We start from the raw sequence: 23,690 nt of genomic DNA on the forward strand, positions 1-23,690 counted from the left end.
CAATTAGTATAAAAAATTGTAGGAAAACCGACAATTTCAAATCGGTGTTTTCCTACATTTTAGAACCGGTGTTAACAATATGGGTGAATACGAGGTAGCTGATAGTGATGATTAAAGAATATCGGAAAAAGACGACTATCAAGGCGGAGCAGTTCGACGGATCCGTGGAGATGGCGAAAAAGTATGACATTGAACGCGGTGACACTGGTGGTGGCTATGAGTATTACCTGCCAATTAATGAAGGAGACATGGCCTTTGATGAAGGCGATTGGATCGAAACTGGCATTGATGGAGAGCACTGGGCCATTGATAGTGACATCTTCCGGCGGACGTATGAGGAGGTTAAGGGCAATGATTAAATTACCGCCACTTAGCCCTGAGGTCAGTTTAACTGTCACATCGGAGCCTAATTGCTATAGCTTTAATAAGAATTTTCGCGCTTTATTACTCGGATATAGGCGTATTAAGCCAATTAAGCGAACCAGAAAACGTCAGATTGAGCGGGCCGAGTTAATGGACCACACAGGCTATGAATGGTCGCAATGGTGGCATAAGACAGTAAAAAAACCGAAGAGGTGGATGTAGTGCTAAGTTATGAAGACTCACATTGTAAGAGATGCGGCAAAGTGGATAGCCTTGCTTGGATGCAGCGGGGTTTGTGCAGTGATTGCTGGAAAAAAGAAAGACTAGAAGAGGTTCGTGCAAGCCTTAATGGGGATGAACCAGACACTTTTAGTGACGAATATATCGTATGCCCTTATTGTGGTGCTGTGCTTATTGATTCAGAAGATGTATTTGAATTTCCAGAGCTATATGACGATGGGGAACATCAAGAAATTTGCGAAGAGTGTGGTAAAAAGTTCAAGGTTGAAACGATGGTTAGTTATAGCTGGGAGACACATAAGATGGAGGAATAGCGATGGAACTCAAGAAATTAGAAAAGCCATATAAAGCTGAGACAAACCTCGAACGCTTTGCCAAAGCTCAAGATTTAATTACTTCAGCCATTTTTAGTGGCTGGAAAATTGATTTTGAAACTGAGCCTAACGAAGATTACGAGGCAAGCGATGATGAGGAATACCCATCATTAATCAAGACTTATGTTTGGGCACCTGAGCGCTGGGACGAGGACTACATTCAAGAGCTATATTTTCTAAATTGGTTTTACCCTCAGGCTGCAATCGAGTTAGCATCCGCTCTGAAAAAAGTTATCAAAAATTACAATTGCCCGTACTGCTCAATGCTAAATGGTACTGGTAAAACGTGGAGATATGGTCAGCTTGAGGATAAGGAATGCATTGCTTTTGACAAGGTAGAAAATAGCTACATTCTTACGGATTACGATGACTTCACTGCTTGCAATCAGACCGGGTTCATAAAAATATCTAGCTGTCCATTTTGTGGGAGGAGCCTTAACTAATGAAATTAAGTAAGAAGCAGAGAGAGTGCCCGTATTGTCATGTCATTCACGGTAAGCCAACTTTACCAATTTTTGATGGTAATCTTGTTAATGATAAAGACGGGAGAAAAACAGAAGTTACCATTATCAAAGATCCAGATTTATCGGCTTTTGTTGCTATCTTAGAAAATACCAATTACTCAACGGAATACGATAGAACAACGCCTAGAGCTAGTTTTTGCCCAATGTGTGGGCGCCCGTTGAACGAGGAGTCAGAGTGATGAAATACAAAGATGCAATTAAGGCTGCAAAGGATGGTGCATTGATCACTGACGGTGAGCATGTCTACAAAATCATTGGTCCTAAGACCTTTTCTGATAATCTGCCAGGTTTCATCATTCAGCGACAAACACGAGGCGTACCGTTTGATGAGATTGATGTTGATCCAATAACAGTCACAAATATAGGGAGGTTGAAGAAATGAAATCAAAGAAGAAATCTAATCGAACTAAACGCCGGCGCAAACTTAACCGGCGAAAGGAACACAAGAAGCTTAAAAATTCATTGGAGGGCATCAAATGAGTAACACCAAGAAACGTATTTTAGTTGTGACTTCTGTAATTGTTGTGATTTTAGCATTACTTGGGGGATGCTCCCACTGGTACTTTAATAAGACAGCAAGTGGAGGAAGAATTAGTAAGGATTTCAAGTCAGAAATGAATAATGGTATTCCTCGTGAGATTAAAGTTTATAACGCAGACGGTAAGGTCATCATGGAGGAAAAGGGCAAGTTTGACATCAAGCATTCAAGCCGCTCGTTGCAATATGTTGATCAGAATAATCGTAAGCACAATATCTATTTCGGGGATAATTCTACGGTAACAGTAGATGAACTGAAGTAAATAAAAAAGCCACACCGGTTGGTGCAGCTCCTAAATATCAAACAAAATAATTATATCACAATAAGGGAGCGTACTGAAGATGGCTTTATTTCAGGAATTAGACGTAGATGGAACCTATCATGCCGTGCAGTGGTTTTTCTATGATCGCTACCCGGTCATTAAGCGCAGGTCGGGAGCATGGGACGATTATAGTTCACCTTCACTGGACGGAATGCCCAAAGCTCCCTCTGCAGGTAATACGTCCGAGCAATCAATGATTCAGCATAGCGAATATGCCAGCGCTTATTATGCAGTGCATTACGCGGTCGGGGGATGCAGTCGAGATAGTCAAATCATCATCAAAGGTAAATACCTCGGTAACTTGTCCGATGCTGAAGTCCGTGAACGACTGCTTATCAATGGCAATGGTGCATTTCGACGCCGTGTGAAAAAGGCATGTTGTGAGTTTGCCGACTGCATTGATCCAGCGTGTGAAAAATTCCATGTCAAGCGGGGAAAGAATGATCTCATCCCCAAACTACGTCGGTATATTTCAACACATGCGTGAGATATACGATTTCGGGTCATTCTTGGGTCATTGATTGGTCATCGATGGGTCAATTTTGGGTTGAAAATGGGTCAAAATTGGGTTCATCATGGGTCATTCTTATGTAGCATAATGGTATTGTCGCAAAGATAGCGGCGAGCCATCAAAGTACATTTCCTTTGTGCTTAGGCAAGCCTTTAACTACCTGAATAATATGGACTTAAGAGGAGAGACGTCCTGCGTAGCTCATTACTCAGGATCTCGAATTAAGCGGCGGAAAGTCAGAAGACACTTGATTGTGCAAGCTGCCAAATGGGAGCAAAGCCCATTATTCCGCATTGAGACTATCAACCATTAACACCGGTTTTTACAGGTATCGAATGATTCTCATTTGGCATTATATGCCTCCCTTGTTGGATAAAAGCGTAAATGTTTCACAACTAACTGCCGCTCTGATAGTCTCAGGCGTCCATGCAATGAGCAGAAGAGTACGTAGCCTAACTCAACGGCTAGAGGGCTACACCATAGAGTACCAGCACCGTTACAGGCGTTCGCGGAAAAGTTCGACCGGGTGCGGAGGCTTGCGTGCTCTATATATGCTGATGTAGCTCAGCTGGTAGAGCAGTGGAGTGAAGTTCCACGTTGCGGCGGTTCGATCCCGTCCATCAGCATTGCTCGCTTGGTGGGCCTGAGCGAGTGGCCAACGTCCTACGGTTAGGGCATGGTTATGCTTTTCCCATGCATGAAGCTGGTTCGACTCCGGCTCTTGGCTTTCAAGGCAAATTATGAGAAAGAAGGAACACCTACTTTACGTTCCATGCCTTGAGCGTCCGCAACGACGGTAAACTACGATCATTTTATTTTTTACCTCAGCCTGGTTATTATGACCGGGCTTTTGTATTATATGGATGAGGTGAAAATAAGATGTTAGAAATGTTAAAAAACGCGAATTGGAATATTGTTATTTCTGTGTTGATTTTATTTGGCTTATGGGCCGTAAATGCTAACCTAAAGGAATTACCTAAAATGATTCGAGATATGTTAAAGCAGAATCGTGAGTATAAGAGTAATCACGACTTACAGATCGAATCATATTTTAGGCAGGCAAGTAATGAGGATTTACAAGCGATACTTAATAGATGGACTTCTTTCATTACCAACATGGAAAAGGCTGCTCAGGAAATGAGTTCTGAAGATGGTACTGATGAATATGTAAAGTTAGAACATAAAACAATAATGTATGGATCTCCACGAACAGTACATGCAGTGGCTGCAATGCAACATTTTGAATATTGCGAAGACAAAAACAAGCCCGATCCCTATAAATTGATGATGTATATGGCCACAATTGCTTGCAGCTTAAAACGTGATTTTACTGGATACGAAGTCAATCCAATATCTTTGCTGGAAATAAAGATAAGCGATTTCGATGAATATGCTGACAAGTTTGCTAAATATAACAAAGAAATTCAAAAGGAACTTGATCAAGCAGAAAAAGTTGGTTATGTAAAATGATATTTTCTATTTTATTAGGATTACTAATCTGTATAGTTATATTTATCATTGTTTATCTAATTGTACTGAATTATTTGAAAAATCATTAAAGGTCAGCTTAATGGCTGGCTTTTTTGTTTGGAGGAATGATCATGACACAAGTTCAGGTTAATACTTCTCAAGCAATAGTGAAGTTGTGTAAAGCATGGGTACAAGGAATGAGGAGACAAGAAAAGATAAATAGATTAGCTAAATTGAAGGCGGAACGTAATGAATTAGCTTGTAAGATTAAACGGTTGAAGGAGTTCATGAATACCGACACCTTTAAGCAGTTAGACAAGGATGACCAAATGATTATGAAGGAGCAAAAGGATGCTATGAAGATGTATAAGCGAGCACTTGATCTTCGATTGTATTGGGAGATTTACTAATGTTTCACACTAAAACATGGGGAACAGTCAGCGGCAATGCTGAATTGTATATGCTCAATCACGCTGAGCATACCCGTAAACGAAAGATGAAGAAAAAGCCGACAGGTCAACGCTTGCCGGCTTTTAATGTAAGTAAAAATAAGTAGATTTTACCTTGTTCTTTTAAGGTATAATGTTAGATGTAGTCAGGAAGGGAATTAGCTACTCCTGAAATGACTACAGCGTTCCGGAAGTGATTCCCTGAATCCGGAAAGGGGATGATACTGATGGAAACAAAAGTACTCCGGAAAGAGAGGACGCCTTGTTATCGCACTGACAATCTTCGTATTGTCGGTAGCCGCGATTAACTTCGCTAAGGCTTACGCGATAATAAAAAAAGCTAATCGCAAATAGCGACTAGCTGGCAAATCAATTTCCGGAACGCAAAGGGACGAGAGCCGATACCTCTTGTCCTTTTGCATATTCAGTATAACATATTAGTATTAGAAGATCGATGTTAGTGTTCGATGAGATTCAGGCGATAGCAATAGGCTACCGTCTTTTATTTTGCCGTCAATAAGCATCCCCTTAAAACTATTTGGGGTCGGCAGGCAACAGAAAACGGGAATCACCTCCCAGAAAATTGTGAGGAGGTGATTCCCGTTGAATAACTTAAACTTAACATTACTAATCTTATTACTCATTTTAATTGAGGTCAAGAAGTAAGCCGACCCCAAGGAGGCGCTTGCCTCTTGCGAGCCAAGCGCCTCCACTGCTACAGAGATCATTAACTAAAAGGAGAGAATGATATTGCGTACTCATGAATGCTATCAACGGGGATGTCATGTGCTTTGCAAACCTGATCATGATTGGTGCAGTAAGCATGAGCAGTTACAAAAACAAAAACAGCTTAAGCGCCTTGCCAAGTACCATCAGACAGATCAATACAAGCAATACCATAAGCAATGGCAACGGGAGTACAACCATAACGAACGTGATCCCATTGCTAACAAGTTCTATCACTCAATACAATGGACCAAGGTTCGTGATTACGTTAAGCGTCGTGATCTGATGATTGATGGATCGACTGGCCGTACTCTTAACGATCATGACTACATTGTTGATCATATTGTTCCTCGTCGTTACTGTCATGATCCATACGATGCCGATAACCTTTGGCTTCTTAGCAGACGTCAACACAACCGCAAGACGTTAATTGAGCAAGCTATCGAAGCTAAACCCAACGGTGTTAATAAGTTAAAGCATATCAGCAAAGAAACTTGGAAGCGTTGGTTAAATGAAAAGAAACCAAGCTGAAAATTAGCAAACATCCCCCGCCCCCTAGGAACCAAAATGAGCGCATCACATAGAACAATGCACTTGCTTGAAAATCCGAGATATTTCATCTTTTGGGGTAGGGGGGGTATCAAGCGGCAGAAAAGTTCACCATTCTGCTGCTGAGGTCAGGAATGGTCACGAGCAAGCACACTCTTAGGAAAGGAGGAATAATATGGCGCGGAAAAACAAGATTACTGATGATCCGACTGATGAAAAGTATCAACGTGAGCGGACCAAGAAACTGAAGGAAAGTACCGATACTTGGGAGTCCTTGCAGAAGGATCCGCCCTGGTATCTTTCAAGAATTGCCAAGAATGCTTACCGAGCGATTTTGCCCGCTCTGCTTAAATCTGAGATTGTTAAGCAGCCAGATTTAACGGTCGTTGCTTCCTTATGCGTTCAGGTTGATATTTTTCGCCAAGCCTACAGGGAGATTCGGAAGCACGGTATTCAGTCAGCAATCTACAAGCCAATTATTTCTCCCAACGGTGACATAATTGATCCACATTGCTTTGTTGGATATAAGAAAAACCCAGCGGTTACAACGTTGAGTGATTCCACGGCTAAGATTAAGCAATTGAGTGCAGAACTAGGATTAACGCCTCAATCGCGTGTTACCTTGCTCAACCTTGGGGATGACGACGATAGCGGCGACGTGATGGCTGACATTGCTAAGGTAATCAACGGGGATGATGAGTAACGTGAAAGAATATGATTTTAATGGCTCCGAAGATGTCGTTAAAGATCTTCTGAGTGCTTACCAAGCAGAAAAGAAGGCTGGCCACTATCAGAAAATCAAAGAAAAGTATCCGGATCCTGGGACCAGGTATTGCTTTGACGTCTTGGAGGGCAAGTTCCAAACATCAACCATGCTGAAGCTTGCTGCATTTCGACAACTTCAAGACTTGCGGCGAATTGATGAGGATAGTTCCTTCAAGTATGTTTACGACTTAAAACACGTCAAAATTATACTGAACTTTGCCAAAATTGTTCCTGATGTTGATACTGGCAAGCCGGTTCCGTTAATGCTGTGGCAAAAGGCCATCCTAGCCTTAATGTTTGGCTGGCGGGACAATCTGGATAACAAACGGTATGACCGAGTAATTGTCTCTGTTGCGCGGACCAATGGTAAAACATATCTTTCAGCAATTATTCTGACCTATTCTTTTATCATCGAGTCAGCCGGTAAGACTAACCAGGATATGGCGTATATCGCGCCGGTAACCAGTCAATCAAAGAAGGGGTTCTCATACCTCAAAACTACAATGGACCACCTCTCTACGATACCGGCATTCCATAAGCTTTTTAAGCAGCTGGATACTCATGTTCAGAATGACCAGATTATCAGCAAGATACCGCAGAATGTAATTCTTCGACTTAGCCATGAGTCAGGCCGTTTCGATAGCCGTCACTTTGTCATGGCAGTTCTGGACGAATCAGGTTCAGACGGTGCCAAGGGAAGTCCAGCGGCAATTGCTCAGATTGCTCGGAATGTCGGTCAGGTCTCTTCGGGGATGATGCAGACCGGTGGTTCGATGTTTCAAATCTCAACTGCTTATCCTAACCCGACTTCTTACTTCTACAAGGATGAGCGAATGCTTGAGCGTGTCATGAGGGATGATACTAGCCGCTCATTGGATAATTATCTCTGCATGGTTTGGGAGCAGGACTCAGTTAAAGAGACTGAGCAACCGGATACCTGGGAGAAGTCGAACCCTCTGATTACATTGAGCAAGGAGAAAAAGGAACAGATGATTCGTTCATTGATTAATGAGCGGAATACCCACATGGCAGCCGGTAATATTCAGGAATTTCAGAATAAGAATATGAATATCTGGCTTAAAACGAAGTCCAACACGTATCTGACCCTTAATGATATTGAGAAGTCGGTTGTTGAGCAGGCGCCATTTAACATTGATGGCCACGAGGTAACAATTGGCTTCGATAAGTCGCAATATGCCGATGATACGGCGGTAAGCTTCACCTTTCCTTATATGGAAAATGGAGTTGGTAAGTGGTATATCCTGCAGCATAGTTTTATCCCATTAGCGTTTGCCCAGGGCTCAATTGACCTGAAGGAGAAGCAGGATGGCATCAATTACCGTAACGCAGAGCGGCTAGGCTTCTGTGATATTACCCAGGATGCCTATGGATTTATCGATGATGGGGTTGTCTTTACTTACATTCTTGACTTTGTTGAACAGCATCATCTATCCGTTAAGGCGTTCTGCTTCGATGCTTGGCATGCTGATGAACCAGTTACCATGTGGATCGATCAGAAGACCGATTGGCTGACTATTCCAGTCCGCCAGGGGTCACTAACGTTGAACAAGCCAACACTGGCTTTCCGGCGTGCTATTGCTTCAGATCAGATTCGCTGGCTTGATGATCCTCTTCTGAAGTACAGTTTCAGCAATGCTGTGCTACTAAACGATAACAATGGGGTAAAGGTCGACAAGGATAGCCGCACGGCTAAAATTGATATTGTCGATGCGACAATTGATGCCTTCTTCCGTGCTCAGTATGACTTTGATGATGTCAATCTCGACAAGAATCAAAAAGATCCGTTCGCTAACATGACACCGCGCGAACGGAAAGAGTATTGGAATAATTTCACATTTTAGGAGTGATTCACGTGATGAAGAAAATTGGAACGATCTGCGCTGCAGTAATGGTATTTGTGATTGCGGCACTTGGGTATATTGCACTCGGTGTTGCGGTCTACGGCTGTTGGCTCCTGGCCAAGTGGTTTGGCCTAATTGTTGGCGGTGTGGTTGTTTACTATGTTTGCAACGATGCCTTGAAGGAAATGGCTGGTGATAAGTGATGATTAACCCATTGAGAATACTGCGACAGCGGACCTTACCGAATGGGGCAAGCCCGCTGTTGGTGTTTAACGGGAACAAAATAGTGACTAGTCAGGTCATTGATGCTGACAAGGCGTTTAAGAACAGTGACGTTTTCGCTATTGTATTTCGGATCAGCTCTGACATCGCAAGCTGTTCGTTTAACGGGCAACAGTATCAAACCCTGTTAAATAACCCGTTTAAGCTGATGAACCCATATGCGGGCTGGCAAGGGGTGATGATTCAGCTTCTACTTCATGGAAATGCCTATGTCATCATTCATCGTGACAATAACAATAAAGCCTCCTGGCTAGAACGAATACCAACCGATGATGTGGAATTAACGTTGCTTGATAATGCGGAAGATATTACGTACACGGTTCATTTTCAGGACGAGCGTGAAGATAAGACGTACCCGAGTGCGGATATCCTGCACTTCAAGCTGGTTGCGCCAGGAAGCGATGCAGAACAATATACCGGTGTTAGTCCGTTGATTTCATTGGCCCAGGAACTAGGGATCCAAAACAATTCCAAGAAGTTAACACTTGCTAGCCTGATCCATGCTCTTGCCCCGACAAACGTCTATGAGACTCCTAACGCCATCACCGATCCGGAAGATAAGGAGAAGATACGCCAAGCCTTCGAGAAGGCAAACACGGGTGCCAATGCTGGTCGCTTGATGGTAATGGATGCCGGGGCCAAGTTATCCACTTTGGATGTTTCGCCGAATGTGGCCAAACTGTTAGACGATACGACTTTTGCTCAGACGCAGATTGCTAAAGCATTTGGGATTCCAGATAGCTACCTCAACGGGCAGGGCGATCAGCAATCATCAATTGAAATGATCCGATCACTCTACCAGAACGCTTTGACGATGTATATCCGGCCGATTGAGTCAGAGCTGACGTATAAGTTGGGAGCACCAGTAAAGCTGGATGTAACCAGTGCAATTGATGTTGATCACCAGAATGAATTGAACAATATCAATAATCTGGCCAAGTCGGGGATGCTTACTCCTCGGCAGGCATTCGGCTTAATGCTGGCTAATGATATTTTGCCAGGGTTAACAGTTACCGATGAAGATATTGAGTTGCTTAACAAGCGATCCAGTACAGCGATGAAAGGAGGTGGAACAGAAGATGAAAACAACGGACGTCCGGACAATTCAGGCAATCAATCTAACAGTCAAACGTGATCTAGGTAATGGAACACGGCAGCTATCAGGTTATGCGGTGACATTTAATCAGCCATCTAACCCGTTGCCGTTTATTGAATATATTCGACCAGGTGCATTTAATAATGTTGATATGTCACAGGTTCGGTTACTATATGCACATGATTACAACAATATTCTTGCCCGCGTGGACTCAGGGACCTTATCACTAAAAGTTGATGATAAAGGTCTCTTTTTTGTTGCCAATATTCCGGACACAACCTTGGGTAATGATGTCTATGCAAATGTTCAGAATGGTAACATCAAGGGCTTATCTTTCAATGCGGTGATTGATCCAAATGGTGGAGACACCTGGGGCCAAGATGATCATGGCAATGTAATTCACACCATTACTCAATTCAAACAACTGAACGAAATTAGTTTGACCCCGATCCCGGCTTATACGGAGACGAGTGTTCAGGTTAAACGCGATTATAAGGAGGCTTTGAAAAGCATGAATAAAAATGATAGTACAGCACCAACTTCAGCTAGTTCTGCTACCTCTACAGCGACTAGTGCGGCCAGTTCCGCTTCTAGTTCTGCATCGGCAAGCAATGATGATATTTTAGCGGCACTGAAGCAGCTGACTGATGTGGTTAAAGCAGCGGCGCCAACTTCGAGCGCTAAGCGGGATGATGATCCAGACAGCGATACAACGCCAGATAGTGATGACGTTGATCGTTCCACCACGCCGGCTAATCCGGGGGATCCAACAAGCTCTGCGGCTAAGAGCGCCGCTGGAACTAGTAGTAACCCTGGTGATCCGAAGAGTAGTGCATCATCCAGTTCTAGTACAACTCGTGAAGCACAACCGGCTTCTGGTGACGATGTAACTCGGGATGCAGTGCCGGCCGCAAATGATAATCAAGAAAATGGAGATGAAAAACCAATGTCTATTAAGTTGAATGACAACAAGAACCAAGTTATCCGTGACTTCGGTGAATATCTGAAGACTGGGGTAGTAGCAGATAGTATTCGTCGTGATGACAATAATGTTAAGCTGAATGATGGTTCAGTGCTGATCCCTGACACGATTCTTACTCCTGAACATGAACAACACCAATTCCCACGTCTGGGCAATATGGTGCGGACAATCTCAGTAAAGACGACTACTGGGAAGCTACCAGTATTCCAAACTAGTGATGACACACTTAGCGCACACAACGAATTTGAACCAACTCAACGGCACAAGGTTCCAGAGATCACACCAATTAATTGGGACCTGAAGACTTACACTGCTAATTACGCTGTATCACAAGACCTGTTGAGTGATTCTACATACCCATGGATTTCAGAACTGCAAAGTCGCCTTCAAGAACTTGAAGATAACACTGACGATCAGCAAATTATTACTCAGCTGACTAATGGGGTAACGGCTACGAGTGCGACTGACTTGATTTCAGATATCAAGACGGCCTTGAACGTTAACCTTAAGCCACGCGATTCTCAAGCAGCTTCTATTGTGCTTAGTCAGACCGCCTTCAATGAATTGGACCAAATGACTGATAAGATGGGCCGGCCACTGGTACAGCCAGATGTTACTAAGGCAACCGGTTCAATGATTGCTGGTAAGTCGGTAGTGGTTGTGGATGATACCTTATTCCCAGCTGCTAAGAATGGGGATGCCAACATTATTGTTGCACCACTTCAAAAGGCAATCATTAACTTCAAGAACAATGAAATCACTGGTAAGCTGATCGATACTTACGACATTTGGTACCAACTGTTAGGTATTTACCTGCGTCAAGACGTTGTTCAGGCTCGCAAGGATTTGATCACACTCATTACTAGTACCAAGGCAACTGCAAAGGCTGCAGGTGAAGATACCACCGGTAAGTAGTTTAAGGGGGATGAGTAGTCTATGACTAACGAAGAATTTGCACAGCGCTTGATGGATGAACTGAATCTGGACGATGTTGACAGCACTAAGGCAACGCTGGTCAACCTCATTAAGCAGGCACAAGCGATTCTGATTAATGCTATCAATAAGAAAATTAGTCTTGATAAGTACATGGGGGATGACCTCTTCCTGGGAGCGTTGGACGCGTTGACTACTCAGCTTTTCTATGATCGAACCTTAGAGAATAACTTCTCGCTAGGTGTCCAGATGATGCTTGTCCAACTGCAAGCTAAGTATATTGATGCTGAGGAAGGTGAAGACAATGGCAATGCCCAAGACAGTTAAGTATTCGCCTTACTTGTTTAATGAGATTGCTGACTTTGGCGTTACGAAGACGACCACTAACCCGTATAGTGGGGTTAATGAGCCGACGTTTGTTAAGTCATTTAGTCTGCATGTCTTCCCTCAGAAGCGAACACTGGACATGCAGTATCGTGCACTTGGAACGTCCTACCAAAACGCAATCACCCTTGTGGTTCGTCATAATGCCAGGATCAATGATCAGCTCCATGTGAAGTACAAGGGTGAGGAGTATACAATCATCAATATTAGTTCCGATGATTCAGCTAACTACCTAACTTACGACTTCCTAACTTTACGGAACGTAAAGGAGTTGAATGCTAATGGCTGATTTTGATGAGCAGATCATGGACTTCTTACACCGAGTAAAGAAGCTGGTCCCTGATAAGGAAACGCAGCGAAAAATGACCAAAGAGGGAGCGGATGTCCTCCGTGACCGTTTGCAACAGGAGACCCGTCGCAAGCACTACAATGAGCAGCACTATGTTCCCAAGAAGTATCGTGGCCGAAACATTAAACACCTTGCCGATTCGATTGCCTCGGATGACAAGAACATCAATGGTGAGGTTGACGGTAGTTCACTGGTTGGCTTTCAGGGTGTTAAGGAGTCGGGGGTCAATCATGCGAGAATAGCACGTTTTATCAATGATGGTACTAAGAAAATGCGGGGCGATCACTTTGTAGAGCATGCTCGAGAAGACAATGCCGATAAGATCTTTGGTGCCATTGCTGATAAGTATCGAGAAAGTATCAAGGGTGATGACTAATGAAGCTTCCTGTACTGCAAGTTAAAGAGTTACTCGAGGGCGGGGGTTTCAAGTGGATTGATCATTTGGCCACCACCAATATTGAGCCTGAATTTATTGATGATACTAGTAAAACAGTTGTTTTAGTTACTGAATCAGACTTCCAACCAGGACACTATGCCAATGCAACGTTTAAGTTCATGCTGGTTGGTTGCGAGATTCAGATTTTTTATAAGAAGAATGTCGATTTTGATATTGCAAGCGCTGAGATTGAACTTCAGCGTTTTTTTATTACCAACGGTTGGCAGGTGGAGATTTCACGGGAGCATGATTATGATCCCGACACTGGGCAGCTGACTAAGACAATTTATGTTGAGAAACAAGAACCAATTTTAGAAAAGAGGAATTAATTTATGGCACAAGGTACTTCATTTAAGGGTATCCGCTGGGTGGCCTTCGGCATTATTGACCCTACTACTGGGTTGATTGTTGCCGATGAAAAGAATGGGTTATCCAAGGATGGTGTTGTGTTAGTTGATGGCGATGGTCAAGGTGCCACTACTGCTAACATCACTGGTTTGGAAGAAGCTGGTCAACAGCAATATGCTAACGATAAAGTTAAGCGAATTACACACGGGACACCAACTCCACAGGTTGCCTTAACCATGTTGGATATGCCGTTTGATATTGGTGCGAAGACCAAGGGATACGTTTCCGATGGCAAAGGGGGTTGGGTTTTAACTTCCGGTCGGAAGCCAAACGTGGCTCTGATGATCTGTTCTTCTGACTACTGGGGCAATGCTGTCTTGGATTGCTTCGCTAACGGTGAAATGATTGAACCATCTCACAACCACGCTACCAGCAACAAGAACGAGTCAGATTACAACTCAACTTACACTTATCAATCACTGTCCCCAATTAAGGACAATGTGTTCGTTGATCCGACAACCGGTACTCAACAGTCCTACAAGGAATATTCATCCGGTGATCCTAACTTTGATGCAGCCGCTATGCTTGCTGAAGTTTTTGGCGGCTTCACGGATACCGAGAATAAAATCATTAACCGGATCAAAGGCGCTGGTACTACTGGTACGGTAGTCAGCACAGGAGTTAATGGAAAGTAGGTTTAGCCGCTAAGCAAAAAGTCGCGTTAGAAATGCACAGTATGGCTTGCCACGCGGCTATTAAGGAGAGATAAGCAATGCATATTAATGGTAAGAAGATTGGCTTTAACAAGGGCTTTAATATCAAACCAACGGTTAAGACTTATACCAAGGCCAACAAGATGCTAATTGAAATTTTAAATATGTCAGCATCAGCCATTCGGTTAAATGCTGTTGACGTGGATGATCCACATTACACTGAATTCGTCATCAAGTCGGTTGAGGACGAAGATAAATTAATGGAAGACGGTATTAAATTCCTTGTTGATCTTTTCAAGCTTAATGAAAAGCAGGTTGAGCACTTGGAAGAATCGATCCCTGATTCTAACGTTTTAGCGAACTATCTGAGTTATGTTATTCGGCGTATCAAGGGCCAGTCTGATGAAGAAATTGCCTTAGAAGAAAAGAAAGCATCGATTGCGCAAAAGGAATCAGACCCAAAAAAATAGTTGGTGATTGCTTACAAGCAATTGATGATGTCAATAACGATATTGAAGACGTTGCCTACATGGAGAAACGGTTGCTTCAAGATGGCGGGGTTCTACCGTCACAGATTGAAAATGAAAATATCTATGATTTGTTCCGAATTACTAAGGCTCGGAATCGTGAAGATCGACCGTTATCTTCATATGCAGCTCATGCCAAGCTAAGAAGATTATCAAAGAAAGGAGGTAAATAAATGGCAGCGAGTGATATTCAGCAAACCATGTCAACCAAGATTAAGGTCGACCAACAGGAAGCTGCTAATCAGGTTGAGAACCTAACCAATAAATTCAAAGACTTAACGGCGCAGTGGAAGGCTGAACAGGCAACGGCCAAGGCAAGTGGTGATTCGGTTGGTGCTGCTAAGGCTCGGTATGAGGGACTTAGTAAAGCACTGGAAGTTCAACGGCAAAAGGTTGAGCAACTCAATCGCCAACGTGAGGACCAACAACGGCTGATCCGCTTATCCGCAACGGTAACCAAGGACCAGACTGATGAGCTGGCTCAGTTGGACAAAGAACTGACGAGTGCTACTAATAAACTGACAAGTCTATCTAATCAGCAGACGCGTGCTAAGCGATCATTTGAATATGCTAGTTCTGGGCTGAAAGAGCTTCGCAATGAGTATTACACCAATAACCGGGCAATCGATTCTCATGTCGAGAAGCTTAAAGCTGAGGGAAATACGGCAGAAGCTCAGAAGGTCAAACTGGCTGGTCTAAAACAGTCGCTGGCAAATCTGGCTAAACAGCAGAGCGCTACTAAGAAATTAGCAGACGAAGCTGCCAAGTCTGAAGGTAAAAATTCTAACCTTTATCGCCGTCGGATTACTGACTACAACAAGGTCAGTGCGGCGATGATGCGGACAAGAAAACAAGCGTCAGAATTATCTCATTCTTTGAATCCACCACGAACATCTGGCTGGGATTTCTTCAAACGTAAGATCCTAGATGTAGACGGGGCAGAAAAGCAAGCCGCTCAACACGCCCAACGTATTAAAGGTGTTTTTAGTGGAGCTTTTCTGGGTAATCTGACGGCTTCGGTTCTTCCCAGCTTACAGAATGAACTGCAACAGATAACCACGACTGGTATGAAAGTCGCTCAAGCTGGTATGGCTATGCAGGCTCGTTGGAAAAACATTGGAGTGAGCGCTACTGGTATCAAACAGTTAAGCAACCAAGTTGCCCAACTGAAAGCAAACACTAACTTAACTGCTCAATCTGTTAATGCTTTGCAGTCACGTTTTTACGGTATGACGCACAGCGTCAAGCAGACGCAAATCCTGACTAAAGGGGTAGCAAGTTTATCTGATCAGCTGAAGCTATCAGATAAGCAGGCGAATGCCTTTGCCGGCGGCCTAAGTCGGATTGAATCATCTGGCAAAGTAACCAGTAGTTCATTAGGGCGATTAGAGAAACAAGCACCTGGATTAACGGCGGCGATGGCCAAGGCTTCTGGCCTGAGTCAGCAAAAGTTCAAAGAGCTAGTTGCCTCTGGTAAAATGACAACCGATCAATTTAACGGTTATCTAAAAACGGCCGCCAAGAACTATAACAAGAACTCAGCGGCGTTTAGTAAGTCAGCGGCAGGTGCTCAGCATAAGCTACGAGCTGAATGGACAACTACTCAAGCGGCACTGGCTAAGCCACTGGTTAAGGTTGAAGCAACTGGCCTGAACCAGCTAAGCAAAGCGCTGGAAAATAAGGATACCCAACGGGGGTTGGTTATCTTAGCTTCTGGTTTTGCAAAATTAGCGGTCAATGCTGCTAAAGCGTTAGCTATCTTAGCCCGGCATCAAAAGGTGGTCGTTGGATTAGGTGCTGCTTTCCTTGGCTTGGTTGGTACGTTAAAAGCATTGCAAAGCGTGAAAACTGTTATTATCACCTTTGAGGATCTTTCTGAAGCAATTAAGAAGGTAGAGATTTCGCAAAAAGCGTTAAACCTAGTAATGAAGGCTAACGTCTTTATTTTGGTAGCTTCTGCAATTGCGGGTTTGGTGGTTGCACTGGTGCAGCTGTACAAGCACAACAAGAAGTTCCGAGCCTTTGTGAATGGAATTGGTCGTGGCCTAAAGAATATGGCTAAGGGCTTTGTTAATACTGGTAAGAGTATCCTCAAAGGTGCAGATAACCTCCATAAGAAGCTCTCTCGTGGTTGGAATAACTACTGGAAGGAACAAGGCCAGAAGCAACGGGCTTACCAGAAGCAGGAAGCTCGAAATCAGAGGCAACGCCAGAAGCAGGATCAACAAGCTTGGGATAGCATGAAGCGCAATGCTTCCAGAGGTTGGAAGAATATTGAGCAGAACGCCCGTTCAGGAGCTAACCGGGTAAGCCGTTGGTACACCAATATGAACCGGTCGACCTCACGAGTTGTTCAGAACATGGCTCGTAATCACCCACGTACTTTCCAAAGTATGTACAAGGTAATTGAAGATCGAACACGTACTTGGCATGATGTGACGACTGGGCATTGGTCCCGGTTAAAGGATGATACCGGTCGTCTAGCTAAGGATCAGTCGCGGGCTAATAAGGATATCTTTGAGGATATGTATAGCACCATCAATAAGAAGACTGGTGGTTGGCTCGGCAAGGTTGTGGACTCCTGGAAGGATCACATGTCCCAGATCGGGGATGCCATTTCAGCCGGTAAGCAAAAAGCCGGAAGAGCGATGGCCGACCTGGCCAATGGTGTATTGAAGCCATTCAAGACACTGATTGATGATATCCAGGGCGGTATTAATTGGGTCCTGGATAAGATCGGAGCTAGCAAGCTTGGCGGATCCTGGTCCGTTGCTATTCCAACGTTTGCTACCGGGACTGCCGGTAATCGTGATGGCTTGAAGAAGGCCACGATCGGCATGGTCAATGATGGTGCCGGACCAAACTGGCGTGAGTTGTATTCCTATAAAGGCCAGGTAGGTGCGTTCCCTAATAAGCGGAACTTCATTACGTTCCTGCCGAAGGGGATATCGATCTTAAACGGTGAGGATAGTCATAAGCTGATGTCAGCAATCGGCTTGCCTAAGTTTGCTGATGGGGTTGGTGACTTCTTTGCTAATCTAAAAGATGATGTGGATGATTGGACGGACCAAGCTGAGAAAATCATGGCTCATCCAGTTGAATTCATGGAGCACGTCTTTTCTAAGAAGCTCAGTGGTTTGAGTAGTGGGATTAAGTTCGCCCAATCGCTTATCACAAATGTTCCAATTTATATTGCTAAGCAGATGGCAAAGTGGGTGAAGGAACAATTTGAAACGCTTGATTCCGCAATGAACCCGAATGGAACGAGTGCTGCTCCTACGGGTGACCACAAACACTGGATGAAACAAGCCGGAATCCCGGCAAGCTGGTACGATTCAATTAACTACATTGTTAGTCATGAATCAGGATGGCGAGTTAATGCAACCAATCCAAGTTCAGGAGCTTACGGTCTTCCACAGTCTTTACCAGGATCAAAAATGGCAGCGGCTGGGCGTGATTGGCGGACTAATCCAATCACACAATTGAAATGGATGAAATCCTATGTTTCCCGATACGGTGGTGGACCAGGAGCGGCTGCGTTCTGGCGGTCACATCATTGGTATGCTGACGGCGGAAAAGTTGACCGGGAACAATTGATTCACGTTGCCGAACATAACAATCCAGAGATGATTATTCCACTGACTGCCTCCAAGCGTGGCCGTGCTTATCAGTTGCTTTCCGAAGTAATGGCCCAATTCAAGCATGAAGATGGGCCCGCTCAGCCAACACGAGATGACCAGTCCATCAGCCGAAAGGAATTCATGTCGTTAGAATCGAAATTAGATCAGTTGATTAGTGGGGTTCAACAGCTTGTTCAGGTTGGCCAGCAGCAGATCGATGCTACTATCAATTCTGGCAATAAGCTGGGGATGCGAGCTAATCGATCGACGGCCTATACGGTGATGGCTAGGGACCAGCGGCTGAATGATTATATGAGTTATCGGAGGTGATAAAACTTGAGTGTAAGTAACCCAGCACTATATCTGAAAATTGGTGACCAGGATGAATTTAACATTGAGGACAAGGTGCAGGGCCTGACCTTTCTGGGCGATGACTCGACACCGGCCCTTGCTAATACTTACCAAGATATTCCTGGTATTGATGGTAGTAAGCTTCAGTACACGACCTTTTCACGATATCAGGTAGCGGCTAACTTCTGCCTCTTCTTCACTGACTGGCAGGACTACAAGCTGGCCAAGCACCAGTTTTACCGACTTTTTACATCACGAGAACTCATTAGAATGCGGACGGATGTTGAATCGGCGATCGTTCGTTTTGTTTACCCCAACTTGCCGGAGATCAAGCCGGACCAGAATGGCTCTCACTATGCTACGTTCAGCATGAACTTCGACAACCCAACTGGTTTCCGTTACTCGCTTTATCGGAGTGATGCGACTTATAGTAACAATGACGATGGGGTGCAGTTCGGTATGAACCTCCACAACAATGAGGATCAGTACAATTATCATTTCACCACGAAGCAATTTAAGGTTTTCAACGCAAGCGACGTGCCAATTGATCCGTGGAAATATAAGTCTGATCTCAAAATTATTGTGAAGTTTAGCGGCCAATCACTGAAGATTACCAACACGACGACTAATACCGAATGGACCTACAAAAAGCCTTCGAGCGGACAGGAGACGATTGTTTTAGATGGAATCTTTACCACGCTTAATGGAAACCCGGCCAGTGCCAATTCCGATTATGGAACAATTCGCCTGGCCACTGAATGGAATAGCTTCACTGTCGACGGTGCGGACAGTTTTGATATTACTTTCAGCTTTCCGTTTGTTTACATCTGATGAATATTGATGAAAAGGTCACAGTTAGGGGTGTCGGACGCACCGAGACTGAGCCCCTGAACTGCATTGACCCGGACTCGTTCTATGTTGACTGGGAAGTCAATTCTGCTTGGAGTATCCAGTTCACGGCACGTGATGATGGATCATTTGCCTACTCAATGCTGGATGCTCAGGCGTCGCTGTTCTTCGATGGTCAAGAGTACATCATCAAACAGGCGGAACCTGATACCAGTGGACGAGTCAACACGATTGAAGTCGTGGCCACCCACGTTTACTTTGAATTATCACGGATTCGGAAGTACAAGACGTATATTGACCCAGCCGATGCTGACAAGCAGACGGATGTCAAAGTTTACGGAAGTACTCAGAATGATAACGATAATAGTGGGGATGATAGTGGCAACGATGATGATCCAAATGCTCAGAAGACGGAAACTACCACAACAGAAGGGAACACGACTACCAAAACAACTGTTACCAAGACCGATGAAACTAAAGAAGATTCTGATGAGAACCAAGTCGAATACCATATTGAAGATGTTTTGAAGCATTGGATAGATGGTAATCAGCTTGGTTTTTCTTATCAGGTCATTGGAGATTTTCCTACTGCTCGACTCGAAGAACTAGCTGACGGCAGCGGGACGGATATGCTGAGCAAGATTACGGAAGCTTGGCCAAACGCCGTGATTTATCCTGATAACCGGAATATCCGGGTATATGCGCAGGACCAGTTCTACAAGGACTATGGTAATCGACTTGATTATCCAAATAATACGACTGAAGTTAAGTGGACCTTCGATTCTACTAGCTTGACCAATGAAGTTATGTGCATTGGTGGGAAGTACTCCATCGAAACAGAAGTTGATACCTCAACTAGTGGGGATGACAGTCATGGCTCTGGCGGTGCTGGAGCAGATAAGGTTGTTAATGATGCCAAACAGTACCTCGGTATTCCGTACGTGTGGGGCGGTGCTGGTGGTGCTCGTGGTGGTGACCCTCATAGCGGTATGGACTGTTCTTCCTTTGTCAGCCAGGTCTACAAGGATATGGGAATCAATATTCCTGCTTACACGGTAGCGATGGAGCCATACGGCAAGCAGATTGACCGTTCACAAGTACAAACTGGCGATATGGGTTTTTATGGTTCTCATGGTGGTTCTTACCATATTTGCATGGCATTGAATAACAGCACGATGATTTATGAACCACGCCCAGGACAATCATGTATGACCCAATCGATTGATTCCTATCCGCCAACTTGGTGGGAGCGTAACGACCAGATGGCGTCTATTGTGGCCGGAGACAGCGATAGTGGTGGCGATACTACTTCGGAGAGTTCGTCCTCGACGTCTAGTGAGTACTACTACTTTGCACCCTTCATGTATCGCGATGAGGAGTCGATCAAGAAGTATGGTGAATACCCGGCTGAACCGTATGAAGATGATCGCTTCAGTGATAAGAATGCCATGACTGAAGCCGCTAAGACTAAGATTCGGCCTAATCCTGCTCTTTCCGTTGAGGTTACTACGTATAGCAACTTCAAGCCTATTGCCGGTGACATGATCCACATCATGGTTAAGGAACAGGCAATTTATACGAATGAAGCGATTGTTGGATTTAACTGGTATCCATATAGCATGGCTAACCCAACTTCCGTGACGCTGAATAGTAGTGAACAGAACATTCTGGACTACCAGCATTCACGACAAGTGGCGTTGAGTGACGCAATTGAAGCTGTTAAGAAGGAAAGCATTGGAGCTGCCAATCAAGTTAATCAGGTTGGCGGAGATAAGCAACTTTTTACGTGGCTGAAGGAATATGCGGGGTGATGCGATGGATATTTGGAATTGGATCGATTATCTAACGCGGGGCCTGAAGAAAGTTGCTAACGAGTCGCAGCAGAATTATCAGCAAGTTCACGCATACATTGATGGCCATGATAAGGAAACACTGAATCAAGTAAATGAGATTGTTTATGACTCAATTAAATTGAAATCTCCTAACGGCACGATTTACGAGATTACCGTTGGGGATGATGGAACGATTAATAAAAAGAAAGCCGGTGAGTAAATGGAGCTGGATATACAATTAAATGTTTCGGATCGGAATACCCGTGAAACGATTAGTAAGAATTTTCAGAGGATTCAGGATGAAGACACTAAAGATGATGGTGCCTTTCAAAAATTTCAAAACGATGCTAATAAGCGTATGGACCACCTCGATGAAGAAAAGGCCACTCACGATGACGTGAATGACCTGCGAGAAGAGATGTATCAAATTCGTGATGATTGGCATGATCGGGCTTCCCACATTGCTCGGGGGACTGATATTGAGACTACCAAAGCAGTGGTTGAACAAATTCTACAAGAGAAAGGACTGATTTAAGTGTCGCAAACACTAACTTATGTCATGGGCGGTGATCGCCGGGTCCACGTTGATAACATTCAGGACTTCAAGGTGGACTTCAGTGATGACAATCACAACTGGGTTCAGGCACGACAATTTGAGCGCGGTATGCGCCAGGTATTCGTCAATGTTGTCAACGAGGACGGCACTCCCTTTGATCTGACTGGTTGCAACGTCTGGTTTGAAGGGCTGCTACCTAAGACAGCTGATGGCGACTTCCGGGTCATTGATGATGATGGCTATGTGCCGCTGGACCCAAGCGCCGGGAAATTCCGTTATGATATGCCGGGCCACGCCTTCACGATTGCTGGATCATATCGGCAGGCATTCTTCCGGATCGTGAAGAACGGGAACTCGGTTACGACCCTGGAGTTCGACCTGGACGTCCTGGCCGATAAAGTAATCGACGGCTTGGTTCCAAAGACCTGGATTGGGCCATTTGATAAGATTGCCGATCAACTGGTTGAAAGCCTGCAGAAGCACACTGACGATGCCGACAAGATCCTGGCCGACTTCCATAAGAGGGTTGGTGATCTGATCGCTCAGCTTAATCAGCAGGGGTCGACTACTACCAGTATGCTGACTGAGTTGCAGAATCGGATTGCTGAACTGGAAGAGAAGATTAATCAAGATAACTTAGTTACTCAATCACAGTTAGATGCTTTTAAGCAAATGATTAATGATGAGCTTGCTAAGTTCAATGATGAGACAGTTTCAGAGATTTCAAAAGCTTCACGAAGGCTTGACCATCAGTTTGAGTATCTGAGCATGGGAATTAACATTGCTGATGGTATTGATGGTCAAACATATTTTAATAATGAATATTCGGCTTGTCAGAACAACTTAATGGACTTCACACTCATTGATCGGGTTGATGTACCAAGCACCACTGCAACGACCTTTACACCGACAAGTGATACCGCGATGAAGTCGGCAATTGATAAGCTTCATCAAAACGGTCGCAAAATTCTGATGCTAAAACCGCACCTTTTCATGGGCGGCCATGAAATTTATCGAGAGAACTATAAGCCAAGTGACATAGCTAGCTTCTACGCCAACTGGCAAGCATTTCTTGAACACGAAGCGCAGGTCTGCACTGATAATGACATCCCTGTACTATGCATTGAGACTGAAATGAACAGTGTCTTTGCTGATCAATACTATGACTATGCTAGAAGCATGATCTCTAATTTGAAAACAAAGTATCCAAAGCTTAAGCTGACGGCGGCTTGCAACAAGTTCTTTGTTGCTGGGTTCAAAAAGATCCTTAGTCTAGTAGATATCATCGGAATTAACGTATACCCATCGTATACATCAAGCATTCCTACTAATATCAGCCAGGTATCAGTGCCAGATGCAGCGGAGTTTATGTTTAATTCAGATCGTCTTGCACAGAAAATTGATAATGCAGTATTGGAATTTAATAAGCCAGTCATGATTACGGAGGTTGGAATCTATCCATTCCCTGAAGCATTGCTTCAACCGCTTCTTTCGATTAAGACACAAGACATTATTGATGGAAAATTGATTCCAAACTTTGATGTTACTGCATTGGCTATGAAAGCTGTTATTGAAGGAATGGCCTACGCAGATTCAGTAATAGGCGTCAGTTGGTTCGTTTCAGGTGTACCGATGTTCTTCAAAGATTACTATCGAGAGGACGCTGGAACGCGAAACGTTGCAGAGAATGCTTGGAACCAACTTAGCGAATCATATTATTGGGAAGGAAGGAACTAAGT

The 23,690-nt window shown here is 44.2% G+C and carries 29 protein-coding genes and 1 tRNA gene; all 30 read left to right on the forward strand.

Translation table 11 applies throughout. From position 1 onward, the window contains the following. The first annotated feature begins 107 nt into the window (after positions 1-107). Positions 108-359: a hypothetical protein gene (locus tag QOS10_RS01925; RefSeq protein ID WP_283593350.1), complete on the forward strand. Its 252-nt coding sequence runs from the start codon at positions 108-110 to the stop codon at positions 357-359. A 225-nt stretch (positions 360-584) separates the two neighbouring features. Further along, positions 585-917: a hypothetical protein gene (locus QOS10_RS01930; protein ID WP_283593351.1), complete on the forward strand. Its 333-nt coding sequence runs from the start codon at positions 585-587 to the stop codon at positions 915-917. A gap of 2 nt (positions 918-919) precedes the next feature. Further along, a complete protein-coding gene (locus tag QOS10_RS01935) occupies positions 920-1,420 on the forward strand; it encodes a hypothetical protein (protein ID WP_283593352.1) in 501 nt (166 codons plus the stop codon). Next, entirely contained in the window at positions 1,420-1,680 is a 261-nt protein-coding gene (locus tag QOS10_RS01940) for a hypothetical protein (protein ID WP_283593353.1), read from the forward strand. The genes QOS10_RS01935 and QOS10_RS01940 overlap by 1 nt, the downstream gene beginning before the upstream one ends. Further along, complete coding sequence (locus QOS10_RS01945; protein WP_283593354.1) at positions 1,680-1,883, forward strand: hypothetical protein; 204 nt, start codon at positions 1,680-1,682, stop codon at positions 1,881-1,883. Before QOS10_RS01940 ends, QOS10_RS01945 begins: the two co-directional genes overlap by 1 nt. 94 nt (positions 1,884-1,977) lie before the next feature. Continuing rightward, positions 1,978-2,301, forward strand: coding sequence for a hypothetical protein (locus QOS10_RS01950; protein WP_283593208.1), 324 nt, complete (start codon positions 1,978-1,980; stop codon positions 2,299-2,301). A gap of 79 nt (positions 2,302-2,380) precedes the next feature. Continuing rightward, positions 2,381-2,848 (forward strand): hypothetical protein, encoded by a 468-nt coding sequence (locus tag QOS10_RS01955; protein ID WP_283593355.1) that lies wholly within the window; start codon positions 2,381-2,383, stop codon positions 2,846-2,848. Between the two features lie 577 nt (positions 2,849-3,425). Beyond that, a tRNA-Phe gene (locus QOS10_RS01960) sits at positions 3,426-3,498 on the forward strand. A 253-nt stretch (positions 3,499-3,751) separates the two neighbouring features. After that, complete coding sequence (locus QOS10_RS01965; protein ID WP_283593356.1) at positions 3,752-4,342, forward strand: hypothetical protein; 591 nt, start codon at positions 3,752-3,754, stop codon at positions 4,340-4,342. Positions 4,343-4,473: 131 nt separating this feature from the next. Then, positions 4,474-4,752, forward strand: coding sequence for a crAss001_48 related protein (locus tag QOS10_RS01970; protein WP_283593357.1), 279 nt, complete (start codon positions 4,474-4,476; stop codon positions 4,750-4,752). After that, positions 4,752-4,898 carry a hypothetical protein gene (locus QOS10_RS01975; protein ID WP_283593359.1) on the forward strand — a complete coding sequence of 49 codons (147 nt, stop codon included), beginning with the start codon at positions 4,752-4,754 and terminating at the stop codon, positions 4,896-4,898. Before QOS10_RS01970 ends, QOS10_RS01975 begins: the two co-directional genes overlap by 1 nt. Before the next feature lie 643 nt (positions 4,899-5,541). Continuing rightward, the gene (locus QOS10_RS01980) at positions 5,542-6,048 is read left to right on the forward strand and encodes an HNH endonuclease (RefSeq protein ID WP_283593361.1); all 507 of its coding nucleotides are present in this window, start codon (positions 5,542-5,544) and stop codon (positions 6,046-6,048) included. Between the two features lie 193 nt (positions 6,049-6,241). Continuing rightward, positions 6,242-6,769: a phage terminase small subunit P27 family gene (locus QOS10_RS01985; RefSeq protein WP_283593362.1), complete on the forward strand. Its 528-nt coding sequence runs from the start codon at positions 6,242-6,244 to the stop codon at positions 6,767-6,769. Continuing rightward, positions 6,762-8,693, forward strand: coding sequence for a terminase TerL endonuclease subunit (locus QOS10_RS01990; protein WP_408621458.1), 1,932 nt, complete (start codon positions 6,762-6,764; stop codon positions 8,691-8,693). Before QOS10_RS01985 ends, QOS10_RS01990 begins: the two co-directional genes overlap by 8 nt. A 14-nt stretch (positions 8,694-8,707) precedes the next feature. After that, on the forward strand, positions 8,708-8,896 hold the full coding sequence (locus QOS10_RS01995; protein ID WP_283593365.1) for a hypothetical protein: 189 nt from the start codon (positions 8,708-8,710) through the stop codon (positions 8,894-8,896). Next, the gene (locus QOS10_RS02000; protein ID WP_283593367.1) at positions 8,896-10,110 is read left to right on the forward strand and encodes a phage portal protein; all 1,215 of its coding nucleotides are present in this window, start codon (positions 8,896-8,898) and stop codon (positions 10,108-10,110) included. Before QOS10_RS01995 ends, QOS10_RS02000 begins: the two co-directional genes overlap by 1 nt. Next, a complete protein-coding gene (locus tag QOS10_RS02005; protein ID WP_283593368.1) occupies positions 10,055-11,968 on the forward strand; it encodes a phage major capsid protein in 1,914 nt (637 codons plus the stop codon). The genes QOS10_RS02000 and QOS10_RS02005 overlap by 56 nt, the downstream gene beginning before the upstream one ends. 21 nt (positions 11,969-11,989) lie before the next feature. Continuing rightward, a complete protein-coding gene (locus QOS10_RS02010) occupies positions 11,990-12,313 on the forward strand; it encodes a hypothetical protein (protein WP_283593370.1) in 324 nt (107 codons plus the stop codon). Then, positions 12,291-12,659 (forward strand): phage head closure protein, encoded by a 369-nt coding sequence (locus QOS10_RS02015; RefSeq protein ID WP_283593372.1) that lies wholly within the window; start codon positions 12,291-12,293, stop codon positions 12,657-12,659. The genes QOS10_RS02010 and QOS10_RS02015 overlap by 23 nt, the downstream gene beginning before the upstream one ends. Then, a complete protein-coding gene (locus QOS10_RS02020) occupies positions 12,652-13,095 on the forward strand; it encodes an HK97-gp10 family putative phage morphogenesis protein (protein WP_283593373.1) in 444 nt (147 codons plus the stop codon). The genes QOS10_RS02015 and QOS10_RS02020 overlap by 8 nt, the downstream gene beginning before the upstream one ends. Further along, complete coding sequence (locus QOS10_RS02025) at positions 13,095-13,484, forward strand: DUF806 family protein (protein ID WP_283593374.1); 390 nt, start codon at positions 13,095-13,097, stop codon at positions 13,482-13,484. The genes QOS10_RS02020 and QOS10_RS02025 overlap by 1 nt, the downstream gene beginning before the upstream one ends. Positions 13,485-13,487: 3 nt before the next feature. Then, on the forward strand, positions 13,488-14,198 hold the full coding sequence (locus QOS10_RS02030; RefSeq protein WP_283593375.1) for a phage tail protein: 711 nt from the start codon (positions 13,488-13,490) through the stop codon (positions 14,196-14,198). A gap of 77 nt (positions 14,199-14,275) precedes the next feature. Further along, a complete protein-coding gene (locus QOS10_RS02035) occupies positions 14,276-14,686 on the forward strand; it encodes a phage tail tube assembly chaperone (RefSeq protein ID WP_283593377.1) in 411 nt (136 codons plus the stop codon). A gap of 59 nt (positions 14,687-14,745) precedes the next feature. Then, positions 14,746-14,916: a hypothetical protein gene (locus QOS10_RS02040; protein WP_191990331.1), complete on the forward strand. Its 171-nt coding sequence runs from the start codon at positions 14,746-14,748 to the stop codon at positions 14,914-14,916. Beyond that, positions 14,917-18,693: an aggregation-promoting factor C-terminal-like domain-containing protein gene (locus QOS10_RS02045; protein ID WP_283593378.1), complete on the forward strand. Its 3,777-nt coding sequence runs from the start codon at positions 14,917-14,919 to the stop codon at positions 18,691-18,693. A gap of 6 nt (positions 18,694-18,699) precedes the next feature. Next, positions 18,700-19,545, forward strand: a complete 846-nt coding sequence (locus QOS10_RS02050; protein ID WP_283593379.1) for a phage tail domain-containing protein — start codon at positions 18,700-18,702, stop codon at positions 19,543-19,545. Continuing rightward, positions 19,545-21,374 carry a phage tail protein gene (locus tag QOS10_RS02055; protein WP_283593380.1) on the forward strand — a complete coding sequence of 610 codons (1,830 nt, stop codon included), beginning with the start codon at positions 19,545-19,547 and terminating at the stop codon, positions 21,372-21,374. The genes QOS10_RS02050 and QOS10_RS02055 overlap by 1 nt, the downstream gene beginning before the upstream one ends. Before the next feature lie 4 nt (positions 21,375-21,378). Further along, entirely contained in the window at positions 21,379-21,615 is a 237-nt protein-coding gene (locus QOS10_RS02060) for a hypothetical protein (protein ID WP_283593381.1), read from the forward strand. Beyond that, on the forward strand, positions 21,616-21,930 hold the full coding sequence (locus QOS10_RS02065; RefSeq protein ID WP_283593382.1) for a hypothetical protein: 315 nt from the start codon (positions 21,616-21,618) through the stop codon (positions 21,928-21,930). Beyond that, positions 21,931-23,688, forward strand: coding sequence for a BppU family phage baseplate upper protein (locus QOS10_RS02070; RefSeq protein ID WP_283593383.1), 1,758 nt, complete (start codon positions 21,931-21,933; stop codon positions 23,686-23,688). It abuts the gene before it with no gap. Positions 23,689-23,690 lie beyond the last annotated feature (2 nt).

Source organism: Limosilactobacillus galli (genome assembly GCF_947381495.1).
Taxonomy (GTDB): Bacteria; Bacillota; Bacilli; order Lactobacillales; family Lactobacillaceae; genus Limosilactobacillus; species Limosilactobacillus galli.

Excerpts from the sequence above, each read along its gene's own strand:
- QOS10_RS01970 (WP_283593357.1), top strand. The coding sequence starts at position 4,474 with ATGACACAAGTTCAGGTTAATACTTCTCAAGCAATAGTGAAGTTGTGT.
- QOS10_RS02045 (WP_283593378.1), top strand. The coding sequence starts at position 14,917 with ATGGCAGCGAGTGATATTCAGCAAACCATGTCAACCAAGATTAAGGTC.
- QOS10_RS01985 (WP_283593362.1), top strand. The coding sequence starts at position 6,242 with ATGGCGCGGAAAAACAAGATTACTGATGATCCGACTGATGAAAAGTAT.
- QOS10_RS02020 (WP_283593373.1), top strand. The coding sequence starts at position 12,652 with ATGGCTGATTTTGATGAGCAGATCATGGACTTCTTACACCGAGTAAAG.
- QOS10_RS02025 (WP_283593374.1), top strand. The coding sequence starts at position 13,095 with ATGAAGCTTCCTGTACTGCAAGTTAAAGAGTTACTCGAGGGCGGGGGT.
- QOS10_RS01995 (WP_283593365.1), top strand. The coding sequence starts at position 8,708 with ATGAAGAAAATTGGAACGATCTGCGCTGCAGTAATGGTATTTGTGATT.
- QOS10_RS02030 (WP_283593375.1), top strand. The coding sequence starts at position 13,488 with ATGGCACAAGGTACTTCATTTAAGGGTATCCGCTGGGTGGCCTTCGGC.
- QOS10_RS01955 (WP_283593355.1), top strand. The coding sequence starts at position 2,381 with ATGGCTTTATTTCAGGAATTAGACGTAGATGGAACCTATCATGCCGTG.
- QOS10_RS01950 (WP_283593208.1), top strand. The coding sequence starts at position 1,978 with ATGAGTAACACCAAGAAACGTATTTTAGTTGTGACTTCTGTAATTGTT.
- QOS10_RS02005 (WP_283593368.1), top strand. The coding sequence starts at position 10,055 with ATGAAAACAACGGACGTCCGGACAATTCAGGCAATCAATCTAACAGTC.
- QOS10_RS01935 (WP_283593352.1), top strand. The coding sequence starts at position 920 with ATGGAACTCAAGAAATTAGAAAAGCCATATAAAGCTGAGACAAACCTC.
- QOS10_RS01925 (WP_283593350.1), top strand. The coding sequence starts at position 108 with ATGATTAAAGAATATCGGAAAAAGACGACTATCAAGGCGGAGCAGTTC.
- QOS10_RS02010 (WP_283593370.1), top strand. The coding sequence starts at position 11,990 with ATGACTAACGAAGAATTTGCACAGCGCTTGATGGATGAACTGAATCTG.
- QOS10_RS02065 (WP_283593382.1), top strand. The coding sequence starts at position 21,616 with ATGGAGCTGGATATACAATTAAATGTTTCGGATCGGAATACCCGTGAA.
- QOS10_RS02015 (WP_283593372.1), top strand. The coding sequence starts at position 12,291 with ATGGCAATGCCCAAGACAGTTAAGTATTCGCCTTACTTGTTTAATGAG.
- QOS10_RS02060 (WP_283593381.1), top strand. The coding sequence starts at position 21,379 with ATGGATATTTGGAATTGGATCGATTATCTAACGCGGGGCCTGAAGAAA.
- QOS10_RS02035 (WP_283593377.1), top strand. The coding sequence starts at position 14,276 with ATGCATATTAATGGTAAGAAGATTGGCTTTAACAAGGGCTTTAATATC.
- QOS10_RS02055 (WP_283593380.1), top strand. The coding sequence starts at position 19,545 with ATGAATATTGATGAAAAGGTCACAGTTAGGGGTGTCGGACGCACCGAG.
- QOS10_RS01945 (WP_283593354.1), top strand. The coding sequence starts at position 1,680 with ATGAAATACAAAGATGCAATTAAGGCTGCAAAGGATGGTGCATTGATC.
- QOS10_RS02000 (WP_283593367.1), top strand. The coding sequence starts at position 8,896 with ATGATTAACCCATTGAGAATACTGCGACAGCGGACCTTACCGAATGGG.
- QOS10_RS02040 (WP_191990331.1), top strand. The coding sequence starts at position 14,746 with ATGGAGAAACGGTTGCTTCAAGATGGCGGGGTTCTACCGTCACAGATT.
- QOS10_RS01940 (WP_283593353.1), top strand. The coding sequence starts at position 1,420 with ATGAAATTAAGTAAGAAGCAGAGAGAGTGCCCGTATTGTCATGTCATT.
- QOS10_RS01975 (WP_283593359.1), top strand. The coding sequence starts at position 4,752 with ATGTTTCACACTAAAACATGGGGAACAGTCAGCGGCAATGCTGAATTG.
- QOS10_RS01965 (WP_283593356.1), top strand. The coding sequence starts at position 3,752 with ATGTTAGAAATGTTAAAAAACGCGAATTGGAATATTGTTATTTCTGTG.
- QOS10_RS01990 (WP_408621458.1), top strand. The coding sequence starts at position 6,762 with ATGAGTAACGTGAAAGAATATGATTTTAATGGCTCCGAAGATGTCGTT.